The organism is Paenibacillus sp. MER 99-2 (assembly GCF_023714095.1).
Lineage (GTDB): Bacteria > Bacillota > Bacilli > Paenibacillales > Paenibacillaceae > Paenibacillus.
The window spans coordinates 90460-112100 of sequence record NZ_JAMAUZ010000012.1; the positions used below are offsets into that span (position 1 = coordinate 90460).

Annotated in this window: 23 protein-coding genes and 1 pseudogene; 21 read left to right on the forward strand and 3 right to left on the reverse strand. The window is 47.3% G+C overall.

The window, feature by feature from the left end; translation table 11 throughout:
* Positions 1–212: 212 nt before the first annotated feature.
* The 3 genes from M3636_RS27300 to M3636_RS27310 all read left to right on the forward strand — a co-directional run bounded on the left by M3636_RS27300 (position 213) and on the right by M3636_RS27310 (position 2791).
* On the forward strand, positions 213–569 hold the full coding sequence (locus tag M3636_RS27300) for a HesB/IscA family protein (RefSeq protein ID WP_145408705.1): 357 nt from the start codon (positions 213–215) through the stop codon (positions 567–569).
* A gap of 219 nt (positions 570–788) precedes the next feature.
* Positions 789–1829 carry a tyrosine-type recombinase/integrase gene (locus M3636_RS27305; RefSeq protein WP_251384599.1) on the forward strand — a complete coding sequence of 347 codons (1041 nt, stop codon included), beginning with the start codon at positions 789–791 and terminating at the stop codon, positions 1827–1829.
* Positions 1826–2791 (forward strand): tyrosine-type recombinase/integrase, encoded by a 966-nt coding sequence (locus M3636_RS27310; RefSeq protein ID WP_251384600.1) that lies wholly within the window; start codon positions 1826–1828, stop codon positions 2789–2791. The genes M3636_RS27305 and M3636_RS27310 overlap by 4 nt, the downstream gene beginning before the upstream one ends.
* A 57-nt stretch (positions 2792–2848) precedes the next feature.
* On the opposite strand, the gene M3636_RS27315 is transcribed toward M3636_RS27310, so the two are convergent.
* Entirely contained in the window at positions 2849–3691 is an 843-nt protein-coding gene (locus M3636_RS27315) for a putative periplasmic lipoprotein (RefSeq protein WP_251384601.1), read from the reverse strand.
* Positions 3692–3896: 205 nt separating this feature from the next.
* Here M3636_RS27315 and M3636_RS27320 point away from each other — a divergent pair, with 205 nt between their 5' ends.
* Together M3636_RS27320 and M3636_RS27325 are read left to right on the forward strand one after the other, a co-directional pair.
* On the forward strand, positions 3897–4256 hold the full coding sequence (locus tag M3636_RS27320) for a YhjD family protein (protein ID WP_251384602.1): 360 nt from the start codon (positions 3897–3899) through the stop codon (positions 4254–4256).
* A gap of 834 nt (positions 4257–5090) precedes the next feature.
* Positions 5091–5756 (forward strand): hypothetical protein, encoded by a 666-nt coding sequence (locus M3636_RS27325; RefSeq protein WP_251384603.1) that lies wholly within the window; start codon positions 5091–5093, stop codon positions 5754–5756.
* A 178-nt stretch (positions 5757–5934) separates the two neighbouring features.
* On the opposite strand, the gene M3636_RS27330 is transcribed toward M3636_RS27325, so the two are convergent.
* Positions 5935–6351 (reverse strand): DUF3102 domain-containing protein, encoded by a 417-nt coding sequence (locus M3636_RS27330; RefSeq protein WP_251384604.1) that lies wholly within the window; start codon positions 6349–6351, stop codon positions 5935–5937.
* Between the two features lie 148 nt (positions 6352–6499).
* Here M3636_RS27330 and M3636_RS27335 point away from each other — a divergent pair, with 148 nt between their 5' ends.
* The gene (locus M3636_RS27335; protein ID WP_251384605.1) at positions 6500–7000 is read left to right on the forward strand and encodes a DUF4365 domain-containing protein; all 501 of its coding nucleotides are present in this window, start codon (positions 6500–6502) and stop codon (positions 6998–7000) included.
* Positions 6997–8109, forward strand: a complete 1113-nt coding sequence (locus tag M3636_RS27340; RefSeq protein ID WP_251384606.1) for a hypothetical protein — start codon at positions 6997–6999, stop codon at positions 8107–8109. Before M3636_RS27335 ends, M3636_RS27340 begins: the two co-directional genes overlap by 4 nt.
* Positions 8110–8260: 151 nt before the next feature.
* On the opposite strand, the gene M3636_RS27345 is transcribed toward M3636_RS27340, so the two are convergent.
* On the reverse strand, positions 8261–8485 hold the full coding sequence (locus M3636_RS27345) for a helix-turn-helix domain-containing protein (RefSeq protein ID WP_251384607.1): 225 nt from the start codon (positions 8483–8485) through the stop codon (positions 8261–8263).
* A gap of 268 nt (positions 8486–8753) precedes the next feature.
* Here M3636_RS27345 and M3636_RS27350 point away from each other — a divergent pair, with 268 nt between their 5' ends.
* The 14 genes and pseudogenes from M3636_RS27350 to M3636_RS27415 all read left to right on the forward strand — a co-directional run.
* Positions 8754–9146: a hypothetical protein gene (locus M3636_RS27350; RefSeq protein WP_251384608.1), complete on the forward strand. Its 393-nt coding sequence runs from the start codon at positions 8754–8756 to the stop codon at positions 9144–9146.
* A gap of 96 nt (positions 9147–9242) precedes the next feature.
* Positions 9243–9602, forward strand: coding sequence for a hypothetical protein (locus M3636_RS27355; RefSeq protein ID WP_251384609.1), 360 nt, complete (start codon positions 9243–9245; stop codon positions 9600–9602).
* 681 nt (positions 9603–10283) lie between these two features.
* Positions 10284–10760 (forward strand): hypothetical protein, encoded by a 477-nt coding sequence (locus tag M3636_RS27360; protein WP_251384610.1) that lies wholly within the window; start codon positions 10284–10286, stop codon positions 10758–10760.
* A gap of 294 nt (positions 10761–11054) precedes the next feature.
* Positions 11055–12014, forward strand: coding sequence for a hypothetical protein (locus M3636_RS27365; RefSeq protein ID WP_251384611.1), 960 nt, complete (start codon positions 11055–11057; stop codon positions 12012–12014).
* Positions 12015–12093: 79 nt separating this feature from the next.
* Entirely contained in the window at positions 12094–12318 is a 225-nt protein-coding gene (locus M3636_RS27370) for a helix-turn-helix transcriptional regulator (RefSeq protein WP_251384612.1), read from the forward strand.
* Between the two features lie 67 nt (positions 12319–12385).
* Positions 12386–12598: a hypothetical protein gene (locus tag M3636_RS27375; RefSeq protein WP_251384613.1), complete on the forward strand. Its 213-nt coding sequence runs from the start codon at positions 12386–12388 to the stop codon at positions 12596–12598.
* Positions 12599–12728: 130 nt separating this feature from the next.
* A complete protein-coding gene (locus tag M3636_RS27380) occupies positions 12729–12875 on the forward strand; it encodes a hypothetical protein (RefSeq protein WP_251384614.1) in 147 nt (48 codons plus the stop codon).
* Entirely contained in the window at positions 12872–13192 is a 321-nt protein-coding gene (locus tag M3636_RS27385) for a hypothetical protein (protein WP_251384615.1), read from the forward strand. Before M3636_RS27380 ends, M3636_RS27385 begins: the two co-directional genes overlap by 4 nt.
* A gap of 56 nt (positions 13193–13248) precedes the next feature.
* On the forward strand, positions 13249–13494 hold the full coding sequence (locus M3636_RS27390; protein ID WP_251384616.1) for a hypothetical protein: 246 nt from the start codon (positions 13249–13251) through the stop codon (positions 13492–13494).
* A complete protein-coding gene (locus M3636_RS27395) occupies positions 13487–17752 on the forward strand; it encodes a phage tail tape measure protein (protein WP_251384617.1) in 4266 nt (1421 codons plus the stop codon). Before M3636_RS27390 ends, M3636_RS27395 begins: the two co-directional genes overlap by 8 nt.
* The gene (locus M3636_RS27400; RefSeq protein WP_285859239.1) at positions 17749–19830 is read left to right on the forward strand and encodes a phage tail spike protein; all 2082 of its coding nucleotides are present in this window, start codon (positions 17749–17751) and stop codon (positions 19828–19830) included. The genes M3636_RS27395 and M3636_RS27400 overlap by 4 nt, the downstream gene beginning before the upstream one ends.
* A 66-nt stretch (positions 19831–19896) precedes the next feature.
* Positions 19897–20439: a hypothetical protein gene (locus tag M3636_RS27405; protein WP_251384619.1), complete on the forward strand. Its 543-nt coding sequence runs from the start codon at positions 19897–19899 to the stop codon at positions 20437–20439.
* 69 nt (positions 20440–20508) lie between these two features.
* A complete protein-coding gene (locus tag M3636_RS27410) occupies positions 20509–20808 on the forward strand; it encodes a phBC6A51 family helix-turn-helix protein (protein WP_251384620.1) in 300 nt (99 codons plus the stop codon).
* A 664-nt stretch (positions 20809–21472) separates the two neighbouring features.
* Positions 21473–21568, forward strand: a pseudogene (locus M3636_RS27415) (iron-sulfur cluster assembly accessory protein); the annotation flags it as partial.
* Positions 21569–21641: the final 73 nt, after the last annotated feature.

Sequence of the window (21641 nt, forward strand, 5' to 3'; positions counted from 1 at the left end):
ATTATAAACCTCGTGTCCCGGGGGTTCAATACACTGGGAAGAAAAAGGAGTTCAGGAGGAACGCGGAAACGGGCAAACTTCACTTGAGGCCCTTGACGGGGTGGAGTATAATTTAGGAAGAGTTAATGTAAAGTTGTTCAAAAAGTCCGCTTTTGATTACGAAGGATGCTTTTTTGAACATGATTATATATGAAAAAGGAGAGTGACCTGGCATGATTAACATCAGCGAAACGGCTGCTGACCGATTGAAAGAAATGCTCGCACAGCAAGAGACACCTGGCATGTTCCTGCGTCTTGGCGTAGCACCGGGGGGTTGTACCGGATTTTCGTACGCCATGGGCTTTGACGATAAAGAATCCGATGAGGATCTCTATATGGATATTCAGGATATGAAGGTTGTTGTGGAGAAGGAGAACCTGAAGTATCTGAATGGTCTCGAAATTGATTTTGAAGAGTCCGGCATGACCGGCGGATTCACCATTCATAACCCGAATGCCGTAGCAACATGCGGCTGCGGATCTTCTTTCCGTACAAAGGAAGAAGCAGGCGTACCGGATAAAGATTGCTAATCTGGCGCGGGTTTGAGCGTGTTATAAGACGCTCGACGGACGCAAGCCTGTTACGGTAGCCTAAACGGTGGGGATTGCGGATTGCGCAGGTATTTCGGTAGATTAACAACCCCGGACGATGAACGTTAACAATCCTTGAAAAGGCATTCCAGGGTTGTGAATCACGGCCTCTATAGCGTATTAGTCTCGTACTAACTACGTTATGGAGGTCTTTTTGTTATGGCGTTAAAGAAGCGAGAACGACGTGCTCCAGTTGGTGCGCGAGATGTACGGTTGTATCCGGAACTTACGTTAGAGCAGGCGCTTGATTTCGTAATCAGCGCGAAGAAAGTGGAGGGACTGCGTGAAAGGACGCTTCATGATTACGCGAAGCATTACGGTTACTTCGTGAACTGGCTTTGCGAGTTTCATCCGGATATCACGTTAATTGAACATATCGACATCAGCATTATCCGCGACCACATTTCGTATATGAAGTACGATCGCGTACGTTACGAAGGACATAAACATATACCGTCGGAGGGTCAGCGCGTGGGGCTATCGGACACGACCGTTAATATCCGAATTCGAACGTTGAAGGCGATCTTCAACCAACTGGAGCGCGATGAGTTAATCGAAGTGAATCCGGTGGGCAAGGTAAAGTTGCTGCGCCAGGACGTAGATTTAACGAATTGTCTAACGGATGCTGAGATTATTGCCATCTTAGCACAGCCGAACCGGAGGGACTTCGTAGGATTCCGTGATTATGTAGGCATTATGTTGATGCTGGATAGCGGTTGTCGTGTATCTGAAATGCTCGGACTCCGGATCGGAGATGTCGACTTTCAAACGCGGTTCATTACATTGTCCGGTGAGGCTAATAAAAATCGTAAGCCGCGCATGGTACCTTTTTCCGCAGCAGTGGCGAAATTACTCCTGCAGCTTATAGATGAGAACAGGCAGCACTTTACAACGGATCGGTTATTTCTTTCGTGCTTTGGTGATCCAATATCCGCTAATCAATTTAATAAGCGATTGAAGTTTCACGGAGAGAAGGCGGGCGTTGAAGGGAAGAAGATGACCGCGCACGTATATCGGCATACATGGGCTCGATCGATGGTCATTAACGGAGCAGATCCGTTTACCATACAGAAGATGGGCGGATGGTCAGATATCCGAACAATGCGACGCTATATTCAGATGGATACGGAAGATGTTCGGCGCAGTCACGATCAATTCTCTCCTACGAATAAGTTTATTAAGAATCGAGTAGACAGATGAGAAAACGATATGAGAATCGCCTCAAAATTCGGACTTGGGAAGAATGTCTTACAGAGTTTATTAATTGGAAGAAAGTACAGGGGTTAAGCAAACATACGATAGGAGATTATGAACGGAGCATGACGCTATTTATGTCGCGCTATCCCGAAGCATGGGATTCTCCCCATAATCTAAAATCTATGTTGTATGAGCACCTCGCGCAGCCTGATATTGCACCGGCAACATATAACGGACGTCTCGTGTATTTGCGTACATTCCTGAAATGGTGCGTTGAAAATAACTACATTAGAGACAACCCACTTACCAATCTTAAAAAGCGTCGTGAAGAAGGCCGTAGAGTCAGCGTTGATATCGAAGTTCTCCGCGAGCTACTAAAGGTTCCCGATCAGTCAACGTTTACTGGCCTACGTGATTACGCGTTGATCTTATTGACGCTAGATACCGGTATTCGGCCGTCGGAAGCTCTAGCGCTGGTTCCGAGCAACTTCCGCCCCCAAGCTCGCGAGATTCACGTTACGGCGTTAACAGCAAAGACACGGCGTTCCCGCGATCTCCCGATATCTGACGCTACGATCAAGGCAATGAATAAGTTAATTCGTTCGCGACCGCTTGGATGGGCGGACAAGGTTCCGATATTCTGTACCTACGAAGGCAACGCGCTGAACCGTCATGTGTGGGGGGACCGACTTGAGCGGCACAGCAAGAAGATTGGTGTCCACATTCGGCCTTATGATCTGCGGCATATCTACGCATTGGAGTCGATCCGTAACGGTTCATCCTCGTTTGCGGTACAAAAAACGCTCGGCCACTCTACGATGGAAATGACTAAGCGATATGTCGCGCTGATTAACGATGATTTGAAGGTTGAACACGCGAAGACTTCACCGCTCACTAAGATTGCGGACGAGAAACCGAAGAGGAAGAGGCTAACGAAGATTAGAGTGGAGGATGACGAAGATTAAAAAGAGGGCGCAGTTCTCGCGGTATAAGTTCCGTTGAGGGCTGCGCCTTTTTTGCGTTTATTTACCACCAAGCGCTTCATACGCATCGAGTACGTTCTGAAACGCCTTCTTTTCTTCACTCGAGATTGTGCGGTCATCGTAGTATTGTTGTCCGCTGTAACGGAGGATAGCTTTGTCTGACGCGATGATTGTACGGATCATATCGAGATCGTCGGCTGTTGGAGCCGCATCGTACCATTCCCATATGCCTCCGCCACTATTATCGCGGTTAACTCCAGAGAATCCCGGCGTGATTGTATACTTATCGTCTCCGGATCGGAAGATATATTGGTCGATGAACAACCAGCTATCCGATGCGTAACGAATGCGCAATCTTAGGTATGGATCGCCAGATTCTGGAACTCCTATGTATAAATGCGCGTTGTTCGTATCATCGTACTTCGACGTAGTCTTATCGTAATACCACGTGATACCTTCGACCTCATCTGCTTTCTTGCGTAGTTTAGATAGCGCCTTATTGATGTTTGCTTTGCGCGCTTCCTCGGCTTTCTTTTCTTCTGCCGCTACTTTTGCGTTCTCTTCGTTTGCCTTCGCGTCGATCTTAGCAATTAATGTGTTAGCTTCCTTCACTTCTGCCGCGTCCGGATAATCGAATATCATGCTCTCCAATAACTTCTTTGCGGACTGTTCGTAACCACCTTCAATATCTGCCTTTGCACGCGCGAGAACATCTGCGGCGGTTTCTTTTATCTCCTCGGTGATTACTTCTTTTGCGGCTTCCACTGGTTCCGTGATATTAACGACTGACTCAACATCTTTTTCTGCAATATCGGACGTAGTTGTACTTAAGCATCCCGACAGTAGTAACGCGGCGAGTAAAGGTGTCCAGAGTACCTTCATTGTACGCCTCCATTCTAGGTAATATTACCCAAATTATACCTAGTAAGGAGAAAGACTACAAGTGAAAAACTCAGTGATCTCAATATTTGAGGTATGCCGTCATATGATTTCTACCGCTTGTATAATCCGCAGCTCCTCCGCTATATTAAGAACAAATGTTCCTGTATTGCGGATTTAAACGCCCTTAAACGGAGGTTCCCGCCTTATGATCGATATCACCGACGAAGATCGCGCGCTAGTCAAATCGCACATCATCCTCCCGCGCGTACTAACCGCTTTCGAACGTGACGCCGCGCTGATCAACACAACGCTGAAAACTCCGGCACCGTACACGGACTTAATAACGGAAGCCCAGCGCAAGATCACCGCAGACATTTATGAGATCCGTAAGGCCTTCCGGACGCGCGGCATCAAAGTCTACGAGGAGTTGTCGGATATCGACGGCGTAACGGCGCGCTATAAATGTCGCGGATACGAGTCGGAGATGCGGCTGCGTTGGTCGATGATGGGGGCGGACGCAAGCCTGGTTATGCGGAAGTATCTCGGATTAAATACGGATATGTAAGTGGACCCGTCGGTTCCGGATCGGTTAAAAGGATTAAAGTTGGAACTTAAATCATAGGGAGGTTTTTAAACTAAAAAACCCTCCAATTAAGGAAGGTTTGTTTCGCCGAGTTGCTTAAGGTTAGTGTTGTTAGATTCAACAGTCATCTCAATCTTAATAGGACCGATAGAGCCGCTGACGCTAGGATTCTTATCCATATGTACTGCGTACATGAAACAACCACAAATACCAATGATGGCAAACAAGGCTACGAGCATCCGGGGCGAATTCTTAAGTCGCACGTCTTCATCCTCCTCTTCTCGCACACGCTACCCCACCCATGTAAAAGCTACCCACGATATGGAGAGAGAGAAGACCTTACACCCTAATGCCGGGGCAGTAGGACGGTGCGGGGTAAATGGAAACCCGTCAACTACGTGTTACTCCGAAGAGCCTAAAAATCGAACGTAGAATCCTATTCGCACGCCGGATACTCGTAAGGAAGATTATACCATGTAGCATTAGTTCTTGTATACTAGTAGCTACTTAGTTTCAACTATTCGTGTGCTGTAGTGCTTATTCTTACGAATTTATGCAGGAAATTTGCGCCAATTTGTCGAAGCATATACACAACCCACAACGAAAGGACTACGTCTATATGTGTCCGCTAACCTCCGATATCCAACGTTATACCGCGCAAATGGAACGGACTCCTATCGTTGTATTTATCGGCGCGGAGCTCATCGGCAGCGGTGTGATCTAGGATATTACGGAGATGAGTGTTGCGGTGAAGGGCGAGAGGTACGTGCGCGGAGTCTGTACGTTTAAATATGCGGGATAAAGGAGAGGGATTTTGTGAGATTTTCACTTAATGCGAATAAGATGTTGTTGGGCATTGGAGACACGTATAGATTGAAAAAAAATAGTGCATGGGTGAAACAAAGAGACTTCAAACATTTTGATGAGACTGATTTGCTTTTTAATTCCTATAGTTCAGCACAACTTTGGTTACAGCAGAATTCTCAAGTCAATATAGATGGTAAAACTGTTCTTACAATGGAGGATTCAGATGGAGTCCATAACCTGCTTGACTTTGATAAAATAAATTTCGAAATAATACTCCATCGCACCGATGTCCCAGCTAATCCAATCTTCTCTAAAGAGGAGTTAAGAAATGTACTTTTACACGGGAATGAAGAACATGATAACGCCTTGATCATTGATTTTGATGGGTACCTGAAATTAGTACCTCTAATCGACAGATCAGCACGTACATTGACCGAATATGCCGTCAGATTTAATACTTTTGATGCAGGGAATGGGTATGTGGGAGCAAATAGTAATTTGTTTCATTTAGATAACACCTACACTATACTGCTCGAGGCGTGGTTACTCCACTTAATTAGCGGTAGAGAACTTTATTCTGATGGACGTATGGGTGAAGAATCTGTGGAGGAAATTATTTCTGAAATAAACGGACAGTTGGATATTCTTAGAGAGAGAGGGCAGGCACTCCAATAATAAAATCCCAGTTAACTCTTCATATGCAAACCGTACACTCGCTCGCAGCGGATACTATTTCCGTTCGCGAGCTTGTTGTAGGTTATAGAGAGATGTTCAACTTTGGGTATACCACTACAAAATTCTGTGCACTCCTTAATTTTCAGGAGTCAGCTTGAGTTTATCTTGAACCTGAGCTTTAAATGGTACATAAGTGTATCGCGGATAACATCGTAGTCGTCCTCCGCTTTCTGTGCGCGGGCCTCCGCTTCCTCCCTCTCGCTTCCCTCTCCACCTTGAGTGTGGCTTTTACTTCGCGCAGCTCACGTACGTTCATTTCATCCGGTGTCTTCGTTGCGCCTGAACTGAGCATGTGACCTCGCGTCCGATCTTTGGGTGGGAGCGTTGCGATTTCGTACAAAACTCGCTGACTCAAATTGTGCCACGTGGCATATTTTGCGTCGCCTAACTCATCAACAATACGCATCATTCGTGTAGCAAGAGTTCGATCTATCTCGATACTTTCAAGCCAATCGCCAAACTCACCGTGCGCCAATCCGTGTTCCTTAACATGTTTAAGGCGTCTCCCAATTTCGAATATCGCCTCGCCAGCCACGCGTTTGTAAGCGTTGATTTCGGCTGTGAGCGTGGGGAGATTTAGAAAAACTGAAAATATTTGAAATATATATTCCTAAAAAATTCACAAAATGTTATCTTTGAGATAGTAATTTTTACTTACATATTTGTAGAGGTGTTATTGAGATATGATCGAGAGCCATATTAAGGAAGGGCTTAGTAGAGCTTATGCTACGGCAGTAGCGCACAGAGCAGGAATGAATTTTTCTAGGCCTGATTTTGACTACGGGATTGATGGTATATTTAGGGACATTCAGAATATAAATGGAAGATACTGTGATAGTGGACATAATATTGATATCCAGCTTAAAGCAACTGTAAATGTTATCAGGGAAGAAAATTACATAAAATATGATTTGGAAGCTAAGAATTATAATGACCTTGTTTCAGAATCGGGTTCTCCTAGGATGTTGGTACTGTTTGTGTTACCAAAAGATCAGAATGAGTGGCTAAGGATATCAGAAAAAGGTACAATCTTAAAAAACTGTGCATGGTGGTGCTCATTAAAAGGTATGAAGCCCACGGACAACTCCAATACTGTGAGGGTAAGTATTCATAAGGATCAAGTACTGACCGAAGTTTCTTTAAGGCAGCTTATGAATAAAGTAAAAATGGGTGAGAACTTATGACTTATAATAATTTAAGTTTAAGTAATTTCGTTGAATATCTCAGAGATAGCGGATGGGACTATATGGATAAATTCGCTAATCCAAATCTTCTTGTTTTCTCTCGTCGACTTATTGATGAAAGCTCTATATCTGTATTATTGCCAGCAAAGGAAGATTTCTCGGACTACGATCAGCGAGTACATTCGGCTTTGGGAATTTTAAGTAGCTTTGAAGATAGAAGTGTTGACGCGATAGTCAAAGATATAACTAACTTTAGTTCTCTTACTGACAAACTTGAAATCAGGATAATTTCATCGTTTTCAGAAGATGGAGCCATACCTCTAAGTTACGCAGCAAGTCTAATAAAAGGTCTCAAAAATCTAATTGTATCTGCTGCTTATACAGAGGAATTACCCCAAAGAGTATTCAAAAGAGCTTCTCAAAAAGCGCAAAGCTACAGTGACTCTTTTAAGCTTGGACAGACCGCTCACGGTAGTTACATTGTTACAGTGGAATCTGGTTCTCTTGAAAATGATGATTTAGCAATAGCCATCGAAGGTAACACATTAGTAACAGAGCCATTCTCAAGAAGAGTTATGAAACGTATCCACAGATCAATGTATCAGATAGAGAGTTTTAATGAAGAAAATAATAAGCTGAGTGACTTGGTAGAAACCGGTTATAATGAAGGAATAAATGCTAATATTTGCGACGCACTACTCTCTCTATACTACGACAATGAGTTGATGAAACTTGAGTCAAAAATCAAGTATTCAAAATCTCTTAAAAATACTGAAGAATTACCAGAAAAAATTACACTTAATTCTGCGGACTATTATATTATAAAGGTTTTGGCAGAGGCTTTAAGGGAGAACAAACCAGAAGATATCGAATTAGAGGGTTATATATCTAAGCTGTCCTCGAACTCTGAGTTAACGCATGGTAGTATTAACATTATTTCAATACATGAGAATAAAAAACATAGTATAAAGTTAGAATTGAATGAAGATGACTATAAGCGTGCCTGTGATGCTCATAAAGAAAAGAAACAGGTTAGAATAACAGGTATAATCGACACATCAGGTAAAACTTGGGAAGTAACTAACCTGACAAAATTTCAAGTTTTATGAACCTGAGTTAAACCGCAGCCCACACGTAGGGTTAGCGGTTTTTCTCGTTCTCTCCGTCACATCCACGTACAAACGCTGCGTTCCAGCCCGTCCGGGTACGTCCCCTGTCGAAGCCTAAACACACTAATTCCACGTAAAAAGAGCCGTATGATTAACGGCTCTCTTCGTTGTTTTCTGGTATGTATTCGATTATATCACCAGGATATACGCCGAGCCCTTTACAAAGCGCGCCTAGAGTATCGTAGTCAATTCGTTTCGTTGCATTCGCAGCAAGAGACGTTATTGTATTGCGGCTTACGCCCGTTAGTGCTACTACGTCTTTATTCATTAACTTACGCTCAGCCATGATCTCACCAAGCCGACAACGGATGCTCATTAAAATTCCTCCAAAATAACTATGCACAACATGTTGACATGGTGGAGACAAGGATGTATTATAGCTTTATGCACAACAAGTCGACATGGTGAAAAGTCCTAATAATTAATACGTTTATCGTATCAAACCGTTTCCAAATTCGCAATGCTTTACTCGAATTATTAGCCACTCACGTAACCCAATCGCCAAGGAGGCGCATTATATGAAAACAATCGTTCCAACGGTAACACTTCCGTACACTCGCGATCGCATCGCCGCAAGTTTCATAGTGACTCTCAACGGTATCGAACGCAATATCCCGCGTGTCCTTTTCCTCTCATTGTTTCCACGCATCAACCGCCGTAACCACACAGCCAACGTAGAAGTATCGGCGGCGGAGCTCGAAGCGCTTAGCATCATCGCAGACATATCCGATCCGTTATCTTCGCGGATTACATACGAATTAAGTCCGAAGCACTGCGACAATTTCGTCGTAACGCACCTTACAACCGGACAGCAGCTCGTTATTCTACCGGCCGCACTGCGCAGGATTCTCGGACTGAGTCGGAGAACAACCGAAGGAGTAGCCGCGCTGTCAGCCGCTAAGCTTGCCGAAGTAGGATTCATTATCGAAGGAGGAAACAACAATGATAGCAACTACCAATATGCCAACTACGCGTAACAACGAACAAAAAAATACATTGTTCCAACGTAACTTTATCCGTATGCTCAAGTTCATTTATGCCTTAACGATGATAATTAAGGAAGTGGTCACATAATGAACGCGAAGGTTGAGCTTGAACTAGCTTCGGTAATTCTCGGCCCATTTGATGAGGACTTCGAGTATGCACTGTATACAGGTTATGTATTGAATGAGCGCCACATCTTCATTATGGATGCGGGAGACTTATGGCTGCGTCAGGTACACAAAGCACCTCACAAGGATCACCTTTATATTGACGGAGATTCCGGCGGGCTCATTATTGCCAACGAAGTAGAAGGCATGGATACCCGCGTTTTAATAGAAACAATTATCACTGAGCTGACGCGGATGAACGGTCTGCAGTTCTTGCTCGACATCATGCTATGGACTAAAGATCGCGGTGATATCAACATGAAGCTCGAAATCCTTCGATGAACCTAATGGCGCGGGAACGCATAACGGGGAGAAGATGTTCGACGATGTGCAACGTGCTGTACTGAGTCGGTAGCGCCAACTATCGGTTTCGGATCGCTATGCAGTGCGGTAACTTATCCCGGCCTTTCAGCGCCAACTGTCTGGCCGGAGTTCATATAACGCAATGGAGAGACGGCAATCTCTCAACTGGCGCGTTGCTTAACATAGATCCAGGAGTGTAGCGGGTAACTACATTTCTTAAGCTGAGAAGAGAGTGGCGATTAGCTATCGCATTCAGGCACGCTCTCTTTCGTTTGTTATATACTATAATACGAACATTTGTTCTAATAGGTTCCAGAGAAATTTAAAGTTCACAAATCAGACACATTTTTCCGAAAAAGTATTACCAGCTTTTTAAAATGATGTCCTTATATATTATGAGGATTATATCTGAGACTCCCAGCGACCGAAAACGGCGTATTATAAGAACTTTTTCTGTGGTATGCCTGAGATTTGGGTCGAGAGAAATTAATATGGTATAGGGCAAATTACCATTAAGTGTGCTAAAGACGAGTAGGAACTGTTAAAACGAGTAGGGACAAAAACCGTGCGAAATGCCCTCAGAGGGCAACATAAAAAGTAGAGGGTTCGCGGATTATTCCGTTTCCCATACAAGAACATAGTGAAAAGGAGATGTAAACAATGACAATCGACGTATCAAGACCGCTCGCCCACGATGACGGATTTGCGCGCATGCCGAATATCCTATTCCGGATGTACCCGTTACTTGACGGGTTCTCTCTGGAAACGGTCGGCTTATACGGGTATCTACTGTCCTGGCGCCAGAATAAGTCTGGCCACGCGATGTACGGTAAGGTGTGGCTCAACCAGTTGGATATAACCGCTCAAACCGGTCTGTCTGCGTACAAAATACGCACCAATATCGATATCCTTGTTAGGTACGGATTACTAAACGTATCTAAGTCGAGAATGGTGGCGAATAAACGAATCTACGAGCCGCTTGAGCCGTTAACTGAGGCAGAGTTCCACGCAATTTATGCTGAGGAGGTGCGTGCATTTCAAGAGAGGGTGGACGCTGCGGCTCATGAAATTGAAGAGGATAAGGAGCGATTACTATTAAAGCAGGCCGAATTTGAGCCGGAAGCCAAGGCATCATAAGCGGACATCAAACAGTTTAAACTCGGATAGTAAATCGTTTCTCCTCCGTAATTAAGTCATTTAACCAGAGAAAGAATAACGAGAAAGAATAACGAGAAAGAAAAATAAAATATTACCGAGCAGAGTTTCGGGATAGAAGAACACTATCCCTCACGCGTCGTCACTTCGTTCCTAGCGGATAAATATTACCGCGTATAAAGGTATGGTGAGATATAAGAGCGCGGAGGAACTTTAAAGAAAGAGTATACGATACGCGGAAGTTAAACCACTCAACATCCACAAGGAGGTATTCATATGGAAGCAGCCCAACAGTTAATTGAATATACCGTCGGCCCCAAGCTCGAACTTATCATCACGCCCAACGTCGATCGTTACGATTACTCAGGTAATGACTGCGAACTCTTCCCAAATTGGACGCACGCCAACTATAGGACGTACGCCAAACAGCCACTCGATCAACGCCTGCAGATATCGGAGACTATGGCCGAGCTTTATGACGCGCATTACTACGATAACCACGTAGGTGGTGACGGCCGTTTCCGGACAGAGATTGATAAACAACGTTTGGAGCGACTGGCCGATTATATTTTAGCCGAAGACCACGTTAACGGCCTATCTATCATGCGCGATCCGTACGACATGCCACGTGACCGTGACCTAGACAACCCAATCGGTGAAGGTGCGCGGGATTTCATGCGGAAGTATAACGTCTCGATCTTCTGCGAGGCTGACGCGGAGGATGTTGCGGATAAGATGGGCGTTAAGCTCTGTCGTATATGCTGCCATCCCTTTGAGGGCCGCGCGACACAACTCGATTGTGGACCGACCTGCCGACGCAGATATAAAACGATGTGGGAGCGCGTGAAGCGTTTCGGAACGATTGACCTAGAAGGCGAGCGCAATCGTACGAAGCTCGAATACGGGTTCTATAATCCGCAGGAAATGGAGAACCTGCAGGAGCGTTCGGAACAATCATACGGCACTGCTAAGAAGCTTGCGGATATGCTTGACGCTAAGAGACGGAAGGAAGGGCACGGCCGGAAGAATACGGTTCAACTCATAGATAAGAAGGGTACAGAGGGCGCGGGATACCTTGACGGGGAATATGGCTGGACGAGTGATCGCAATAAGTACAAGGGCAATAATCATTCGATCTGGTGGGGTGAGGTCGTCACCTACAACATGTATGAGCAGCCTTTGACGGAGAAATTTGTTGACTGTCGGAGGCATCGTACTGTCCACATTTCCGCTTAAGTAGGGAAGGGAACGAAGGTTCCCGATTAATTATTTCGGACTTATGCGTTAATCCAAATGAGCGAAGGAGGTATGTGATATGGACGGATCAGGAGTACGCGGCATCCGGGTTATGGCCGGTTTAACCCAGGCGCAATTTGCCGAAGCACTTAACGTCAGCCAATCGTGTGTGAGCGATGTGGAGAACGGACGACGTAGTGTTTCGAGAGACATGCGGATTAAGCTAGCTCAGGTGTTTGGTACGGGTGACGATGTATTAGAGGCAATTAGAAGAGCAAAAGATTCCGACAAATTGGCACTATAATAGTGCCTTTATTTTTTGTGTTTATACTTCAATCATTTAAAACGTTAATTTGAGGAAGTGAATTGGGATGTCCAACGCAATATGGCGGCTAAACGCCGATGATCTTGCAGCCTATACGGAAGATCCGGAAGTCATCGCAAAGATTCGCCGTAGCTATTCGGACTTTACCATGATGGCAACGTATGAGCGCGAAGGCCAGGTAACCGCTATGCAATATCGTGTACCAGCCGGACGGAAACGCGTAGCTAAGCGGCTATTCAACGTGGTTCAGATTACGTAGGAAATACGTCAATACAGAGCTTTGAGCAGGCGGAGGAGCGCTAACACTTCGGCTTATTTTGCGTGCCTAAAATCAAGCGAAATCACGGTAAAGGGTGCGATATATGCACGTATTTCACAGGAGGGTGCGAATGAATAATCGACACGTAAAGGTAACATACGCAGACGGCATCGAAATCACGTTCGGCGAGTCCGCAAGCCGCGCATGGATCAGATTCATAGCTCCGATTCTCGCGGAGGAAGAGCGTAAGCGTCGGCGGAAGGGGCGTAAGAAATGATTACGGAAGCTTTCGAGATAGATTACGGTGCTAAGGTGCCGCTCAAGTTCGAACCTTACGTAATCGACAGTTATGTGCGCGAGGATTTCTTATCGGTGATTTACGGTCACGTCGAGCGGAATGTCGTCATGAGTACCGCCGTTAAGATGGAGGATGCGCGGCTATACCGTTTGATCGAGAAGACCGCGATATCCATATGCAAAGCGTACAGTCCTACGAAAAATTACGGAATTACGAAAGCGGAGATAAGAGCGGTTATATTAACGCTCATCAATCACTATAAAGGGGAGATTACGAATTTAGTACAACGGAGCTAACTTATGGCGGAAGGTCTTCGGGTTTCTTTTTTTTTCATATTAAAGGAGGAATATTAATGACCAACCAAAAGAGCTATTCGGAAGTCATGTCAGATGTGCAACGCGATTTCATGCATCTGTTAATGTTACCAGACGCGGAGGGTACTGCCGAAGAAAAGTCGGAGACGTTACGTTTCGGAGCGGAGTGTATCGCGACCAAATACGAACACCTCGGATTAACTACGCCTGAATCTCGCGATGTGGTAGTAGATGGAATTGCCGCGGTAATTAAACTACTTGGCGAGGTGGGCGCTAATGGCTGATATGGTCGATATCGGAGGTATACGGGCGAAGTTAGAACTCGATACCACAAGATACAAGCAAGGAATGGAACACGCAAAGGCACAAACAAGAGATCTGCAGGCATCCGCTAAGGGTGCCTCTTCTTCTTTTTCGGAGTTAAATACTACATTATCCGGTGTCGGAGCATCAGCCGCGCAGATAGAGAAGATTAACGCAAGCTTACGGAAGTCTAATCCGGAGCTTCTTCGTCGTCAGCTCGAATCGGTACGTACGGAAATGAAGCGGCTCGGAGCTAGTAGCACGGAGATAGACCGGGTCACTGCCGGACTTGAGAAGAGCGCGAACGCTGCCGGAAGGAATGCCGCAGATATTACCGCGCTTGGCGGAGCTTATATCGGCTTGTCTATCGCTATGGCCGCCGTCATTACGAAGACCGTTCAAATCTCCGCGTCATTCGAGCAGTCCATGGCTAAGGTCAAGGCGCTGTCTCAAGCGACGGGAGAAGAGTTCGAAAGGCTCCGCGCGCAGGCGATTGAACTCGGCGCTACGACCGTTTACTCCTCGGTGCAAGCAGCATCTGGAATGTCATTTTTGGCTCAAGCTGGATTTAAGACGAATCAGATTATCGAAGCTATGCCTGGTGTACTAAATCTCGCCGCAGCCGGTCAGATGGAGATTGCGCGGACGGCCGATATTGCCTCAAATATTCTTACGGGATTCGGAATGAGCGCGGAAGAGACAGGGCGCGCCGTTGACGTTATCGCTAAGGCCATGTCGTCAGCGAATACGGATATCGAGCAGATGGGAACGGCAATGAAATACCTCGCTCCTGTAGCGGCATCCGCAGGCATCTCGATCGAAGAAGCAGCCGCAGCAGTTGCAATGCTTTCCAATTCCGGTATCCAAGGTGAAATGGCCGGTACACAACTCCGCGCTATTCTCTTACGTTTGATCTCACCTACGGATGACGCCGCGGAAATGATGAAGCAGCTAGGCGTCAGTATTACGGATACGGCGGGCAACGTTCGTCCATTGGGCGTAATCATCGGCCAACTAGAGCAGGCGTTCAGCGGACTAACGCAAGAGCAACAGGCACAGGTATCTGCTACACTCGCGGGACAAGAGGCGACCGCTGGGTTCCTAACACTCATTAACAACGGTCAATCTTCGTTTGATGCGTTTACTCAATCACTCATTGACTCCGGGGGCACCGCGCAACAGATCGCCGAAACGCAAATGGATACGCTCAACGGTGCAATTAACGAGCTGACGTCCGCGCTTGAAGCGGTGGGTATTACAGTCGGCGACAAGTTTGCTCCTGCTATTCGTAAAGGCGCGGAGGAGCTTACCGGCTTACTACTTGGATTTAACAATCTCGACCCGGCGATGCAGTCCGCTATCCTTGCGTTTACTACCGCTACGCCTCTGATTATGGGGATGGTTGTCGCGGTGCGTTATCTATCCGCAGCCCTCAAAATGCTTGTAGCGTCTAACCCGATTCTATTGGGGATCTCGATTACACTCGGACTTGTAGCGGCAGGAGTATCCGCGCTTATCTCTAGTAATAACGAGGCTGCGGAAGCGGTGAGGAAGCATGACGACGCGCAGAAATCGCTCAATGCGACACTAGCACAGTCGCCACTTGACCGTTCGGTCGCGGAAGTAGAGGCGCTACAGACACAGACCGCGGAGCTTAACACGGTACTAGAAGAGCGGGCGAAACTACAGGAGCGCCTTAACGAGATCGAGATGTTGCAAAGTGACGGGCTTGGAACTCCTGCTCTCTTAACTGAGATGCTGGAAATTAACAATCAGCTTGAGGATATGGACGACAATCTTCGGACAATGGGGTATGACGGTGTTGAGGACGCGACAAGTAAACTCGAAATACTCAACCGAACGATCGAAGAGTCCTACCCGGCACTTCTGAAAATGAAGGAAGCTGAAATCGCAGACGTTGCGGCTAAGCTACGTCAGGTTGAGGCGTCAGAGGCCTTACTGGCACGGTACCGTGAGTTATCTTCCGCGCAGCAATTGGACGAAGCGGAGAAACAGGAACTCGCAAGCACCGTCGATCAGTTGCGGAAGAAATATCCGGACTTGAATCGCGCTATGGACGAATCCGGTCGAGTTCGTATCCAGAACGTTGATATTATCGACGATCATATCGCAGCGGAACGCGCCTTTATCGAACAGTCGGGGCAGATGGTTACCAATTACGTAAGTGATATGGAAGCGATGGCGCGGGCGAACTTGGCGTCAGTTAAGGCGCAAATCAGTAACCTCGAAAGTCTCGCGAAAGCTATGAGCGCGGTAGCTGGCGTCCCGTCTGCTCCATTTGCGAAGAACACCGTTACTGCGGTTGGTGGGATTAGTGTAAATCCGACCTTTGAGCGTATGGCAAACGGTGAGAGCGAAATGGTAGATCACCTTTACGAGAGGGAGACGCAGCTACAACAGGCGGTGTTGGATATCTCGCGTCAAAAAGACTCGTTAACCAGCGGTGAAGCATTCTCTCCATCTCGCGGAGGTTCGGGCATTGACCTATCGGGCGCAGATAAGAAAACGGGATCAGGCAAGAAAACCGCAGCTAAGAAGCCGAAGAAGGAAAAGTCAGCCGCAGAGATTGCCAAGGAAATGCGCGGCAAGGCATACGACGCGGATCTCGCAACGGTTCGCTATCAAGCGGATATGTATGACTGGTCGGCAGAACAGCAGATCAAAGCCTATGAAAAGCTCAAGAAAGCCCACGCGCAGCATCTCAAAGAGACAGTCGAGGATGCGCGGACACTGAATCTACAGCTAAAACGGCTGCAGGAGGATAGTGTTAAGGCTCGATATGACTTCTCGTCTACTTGGATCGAGAAAGACCAACGGCGCATGGAAGAGGCGGGTAAGTCAGAGGTGGCGATGGCTAATTCGAAGCTCGCAGCCTGGACGCGTGTACGGGATCGGTACAAGAAAGATTCCGAGGAGTACAAGAAGGCTGACGAACAGGTTTACCAAGCGCGGAAAGACTTAGCGCGAGCCGAAGAGAAGGCCGTAGCCGATGCGTTCGCTAACTCGGAGAAGTGGATTAAGAAAGAGGAGCGGCGAATGGAGGAGTCTGGCGCATCCGAGGCGGAGATTACGCAAATGAAGATTGCCGCATGGACTCGCGTTAGAGATCGTCATGAGAAGGATTCGGAGTATTACGAACGGGCTGAGGATCAGCTTTACAGCCTCCGTAAGAAGCTCGCGCAAGATACCGAAAAACTGGCGACGGATCTCGTTAAAGTTCAGAAAACAGCGGTAGACAGCGCGAAGAAAGCCGAGTTGGAAGCGATCGAGCAGCGTAAGAAGGCGTATGTCAGCGCTCAGGACGAGAAGATCGCAGCCATTGACGCACTTATAGCGAAGGAAGCGGAGTACAATTCCGACGCCGACTACGCAACGCAGCTCGCCGAAAAGAATGCGCGTATCGATTTGTTAGCCTCCGCGGTTAGTCCGGAAGGCATTCAAGAGCGCGAGGATCTGATTAAAGAACGTGACCGGATGATCCTTGAGCATGAGCGTGATTTGCGCAAACGTGAGCTCGAATCTCAAAAGTCCGCGCTACAGGACGAGAAGGACGAACGTACTGCCGCGTTCGACGCTGAGAAGTCGCAGACCGAGGCTAAGTATGACGAGCTCAAGGCTGCATTCGACGCGTACTCCGACGATATTAAGGTTATCGAATCAGCTATCGGAGAGTTCCGGAAGAACGCAAACGCAGCAGCTAACACGGATATACTTGCGCAGTTGGATTCGTTTGTGTCCGAGTACAATGCGAAAATGGCTTCGCTTGCGGCTCCGGTCGGCGGTACCAACACGGATCTTGCGGAGTACAACGCAAATAAGGACGCCTGGACAGCCGCGAAAGCGAAAGGCGACACCGCCGAAATGGCACGCCTCAGCGCACGTAACGATGAGCTGCGCAAGTTGTACAGCATTGAGAGGGATACCGGCAAGTTACAGGCGTTCGCTACAGGCGGAGTAGTTAAAGGCGCGCCAGGTTCCGCAGTTCCGGTTATTGCCCACGCAGGAGAAATGATCCTTAACGAGGGTCAGATCGGTAACTTGTTAAGGATGATCGATACCGGTGCTGTAGCAGGTGCGCAGGCTCCACAGATTACAAATCATTTCGACATGTCCGTCGCGGAACTTACTCTCACAGATAGAGCGGACGTCGATTTATTCATCACAGAGCGGGAACGGATGGCAATGAGAAACCAAACAAGGGGGAGTAAGGCAGTATGACAAAACCAAATTACCTTCAATCCTACGACAAGAATCGGAAGAGAATCGGCGTTCTAGTTGACGCGTATGACGTGCAGAGGTTGCGCCGGATCAATTCAGACGATGAGCTGACATTCCTAGTACCGATGACCTCGGAGGACTTCGAAAGCAAAATCCATTTAAAGGGACATGTCGAGGATGAACGCGGACAGCTATACGTAGTGAATAGTATTCAACGTGTACGTGACGGGCGTAAGCTCACCGCGCAAATCAAGTGTCGTCACGTAAAGTTTAAGCTCGTTGATTATAAAGTTTCATACGCGTCATATATCTCGGAAGCTTACGGCGTTCCTATTACGAGATTGACGGATATCGTTACGGCGGCCACTAACGGCCGCTTTACTTTTTCCATCGACGATACATTTCCGCTGTTCGACGTGAAGGACTGGGGTCGCACCAACGCACTCGAAGCTCTCAACGGAATACTCACGATGTACGGCGCGGAGATGGAGGCGGATAATTTCGTCATTCACTTGCGTAAGAAGATCGGCGAGAACAAGGGTATGCAGTACCGTATCCGCAAGAATATCATTACGTCTACGTACTCTAGCAGCGGGGAGTCGTTATGCACGCGGATGTTTGCTCAAATGAAAGACGGGCGGACGTGGATCGGACAACCGGCTTCGATCCTGACCGCGGATGAACGTGCTAGACTTGCCGCAATCCCAGGCGCGATCGTCAACGGTACTCTGCAATCGAACTACCTTGTATCGCAATATGCCGGTGCTTGGGGCTCTACGGACACGCCGTACTATGATTCCGAACTGATTGAGCAGAATCTTACGAACGTTACCGACCTGCTCCGCGAAGCCCGTAAGAAACTCGCTGAAAACGAAGTTCCCGCGCTAGAAGTAACGGTCAGTGCGGCGGATGTCCATAAACTTGAAGGGTACGAAGCGGCTCCGGATCTTGGCGATACGGTATACTGCGTCGACCCCGAAATGGGGCTAGATAATATTACCGCGAGGATTATCGAGATTACGGAGTATCCATTCGCTCGCGATCGCCATACGCAAGTAACGATTGCTAACGTCATGCGCAAGGACTACGCGGAGATTATGGCGGATCTCGATAAGACGAAACAAGTCGTCGGCAATCTCGTAAGTGGCGGCCTTGTTCGTACGGAAGTGTTCGAAACGTTTGCCAAGCAGGCGATTAAAGACGTTGACGCGTCCAAAACGGAAGTTAAATACGATAGCCGCGGAATTGTCTTGCAGGATAGAACCGATCCGCGCAACCAAGTTATCATGACGGCAAATGGCGTTGTGTTATCTACGGATGGAGGCTCAACAGCCAGAACGGCTATTACAGCGCGCGGCGTACTTGCGGAAACCGTCGTCGGTCAGTTCGGTAGCTTCGTATCTATGCTCATCGGCTCCGGCAACAACGTCACGCAGATTAACACGAACGGCATCGCGGCCGGTCATGCGGTGTTTAGCTCCGCACCATTTCGCGTAGATATGCAGGGCAACGTAACGGCGAATCGGCTGACCGCCAATGCCGCGCAGATCCTATCTTCTAATCTCAACGCATCAACGTGGAGAGACGGAGTGTTTACCGGAAATATTACGGCGCAAGGCGAGATATCAGGCGGAATTGTAACGGGCGCATTAACTCGTACAGCCGCGAATGGTAGACGTATTGAGCTGGATACACGCGGATTCCGTGCGATTGATAACGCAGGGCGGTCGCGTATTACGATTGCTACGGATTCTGACGAAGGGATTTCGGGACTCGCGTTCTTTGACTCTGCGGGAAGCTGGCACGGTCAAGTGATAGGGACTCCTTCAAACCTCACTATAAGCGCGAGGGATGGTTTATACGTATCTGGAGGAACCGGCCCGATTACGCTAGGCTCGCGCGTTAACTTTACCTACGGGATTGATATTGGGGTGATCAATGGTCTGCAGTCTCAGCTCGAAGCTATGTGGCAGGCAATTAATAACCACACGCATAGTGTTACGCTTCCTACACATAACCACGGTAATACCGCGAACCAGAACTGGGGCGGAACATTCACGACTTCCAGACCTGCATAATTTCGTAGTGCTACGTTCCTTATATTGGTATACTTGTCGCAAGAAATAATTTAGGAGGAGCAGCGTATGAAAAAGAAGATTACAGCGAGTGTCCTTGCGGCGGTATTACTAATTGGAGGAACAACAGCATTAGCGGCCGTGCCTACTCTCGTGGGCAAGAAGGTGGCGAAAGAGGTAACGGTTAGAATTGACGGAGAGCCTACGAAGAATAAAGCGATAATAGTAAACGGAGTGACATACGCGCCTGTTCGTGAGATTGGCGAGTCCTCCGGATACGATGTTTCATATAGCGGGTCAGTCGTTGACCTAGAAAGCACCGCGAAAGGAGTGCCCGGATTGGAAGTACCAGGATTCGATGATACTGTAAGAGCGGAACAGATTGCACAGCGTGAGAAGGCTATTGAAATTCATGAGGCAGAGATAGCACGCCTGCAACAAGGAATCGATTACAACGTTAATATGTACGCGGAAATTCCGATGTATCGTGATACCGGACTTAAATATGAGGATACGGATTCCTACAAGGAAACTGTCGAACGTATTAAAGGGTTAGACGCCAAGATCGAAGAGATACGTAAGGAGATCGAACAGTTCCGCGCAAATAAGTAACGTATTAATTTCAATGTAGGTCATACTTCGGGGGTGTCTTTTTATTTGTATAGAATAGGAGGGAAGACTATGGGAGCGAACAAGAAACGTAAACGTCGTCGCGCTGATTTGGACGATCGTCATTATCTCGCGATTGAATTGTTAACGACAGTTCCGACGCCGAACCTCGATGATATCGCGCGAACGTGTGGAGTTGACCGCCGAACGTTATACCGCTGGCGACTACGTAAGGACTTCGATAAGGCATGGCGCGAGTTAAGTAGACACAAGGCTGCGTTTCGTTTTCGGAGAGTGAAACGTAAAGCATACGAAATTAGTCGGGTCGAAGACATCGAACTCATTCTCCGCGCTAATAAGCTCGTAGGATGATGTAAACCGGCATGAATCGGAGGAAAACGGAGCTCATCGCATGGCTGGCGCGGGATTCAGGCATTATTAAAGTGTCCCAAAATTATACATTCGGTGCTTTTTTCCTACAACGCGCGGCTGGCGGACATCCCTTCAGAAAATTTTAGAGGGCAGTGAATAACTGGTGTATAAAACGCGGAATACGCTATGTATAAATTTCCAGCGAATAATAGCGAAGAGGATCGATCATCCGCGCAAATATGCGGTTTGTTAACGTAGACAACTGGAAATGCATATGCAATGAATAATGCTGGATTATAAATACATAAGCGAAACGCAGTAGTGGTGCGGAATTACAGATGGTATGAGGGATTGATAATCACATATCCACAATCCTCTTCGCGTGTATATTTATGCGGAGGGTATCCGGTCGACTGCGTCCCCCCCAAGGCCCCTCGAATTTCGCCCGCAATCAGGTACCAAAACAATCCGCACACCAAAATAAACTCTGGGAGTTTGACTTCGCATTGACTTGTTCGCGCTCATTAGGGTAGAATGCGGTTAACGAGATTATGCGCTATAGTGGCGCGTGATTAACAAGTAGTCGTGCGGATTCTCAATCGCGGTTGTAACCGAGAAACTGCGTAGTGACGGGCGTTAAGCCTTCCGAATAGCCAAGCGTAGATTCACCATTCATAACCCGAATGCCGTAGCAACATGCGGCTGCGGATCTTCTTTCCGTACAAAGGAAGAAGCGGGCGTACCGGATAAGGATTGCTAAGATTTAGTTTAATCAGACCTCTACGACGTAGTTCAACTGCGTTGTGGAGGTTTTTTTGTTAGAAAGGTGCATA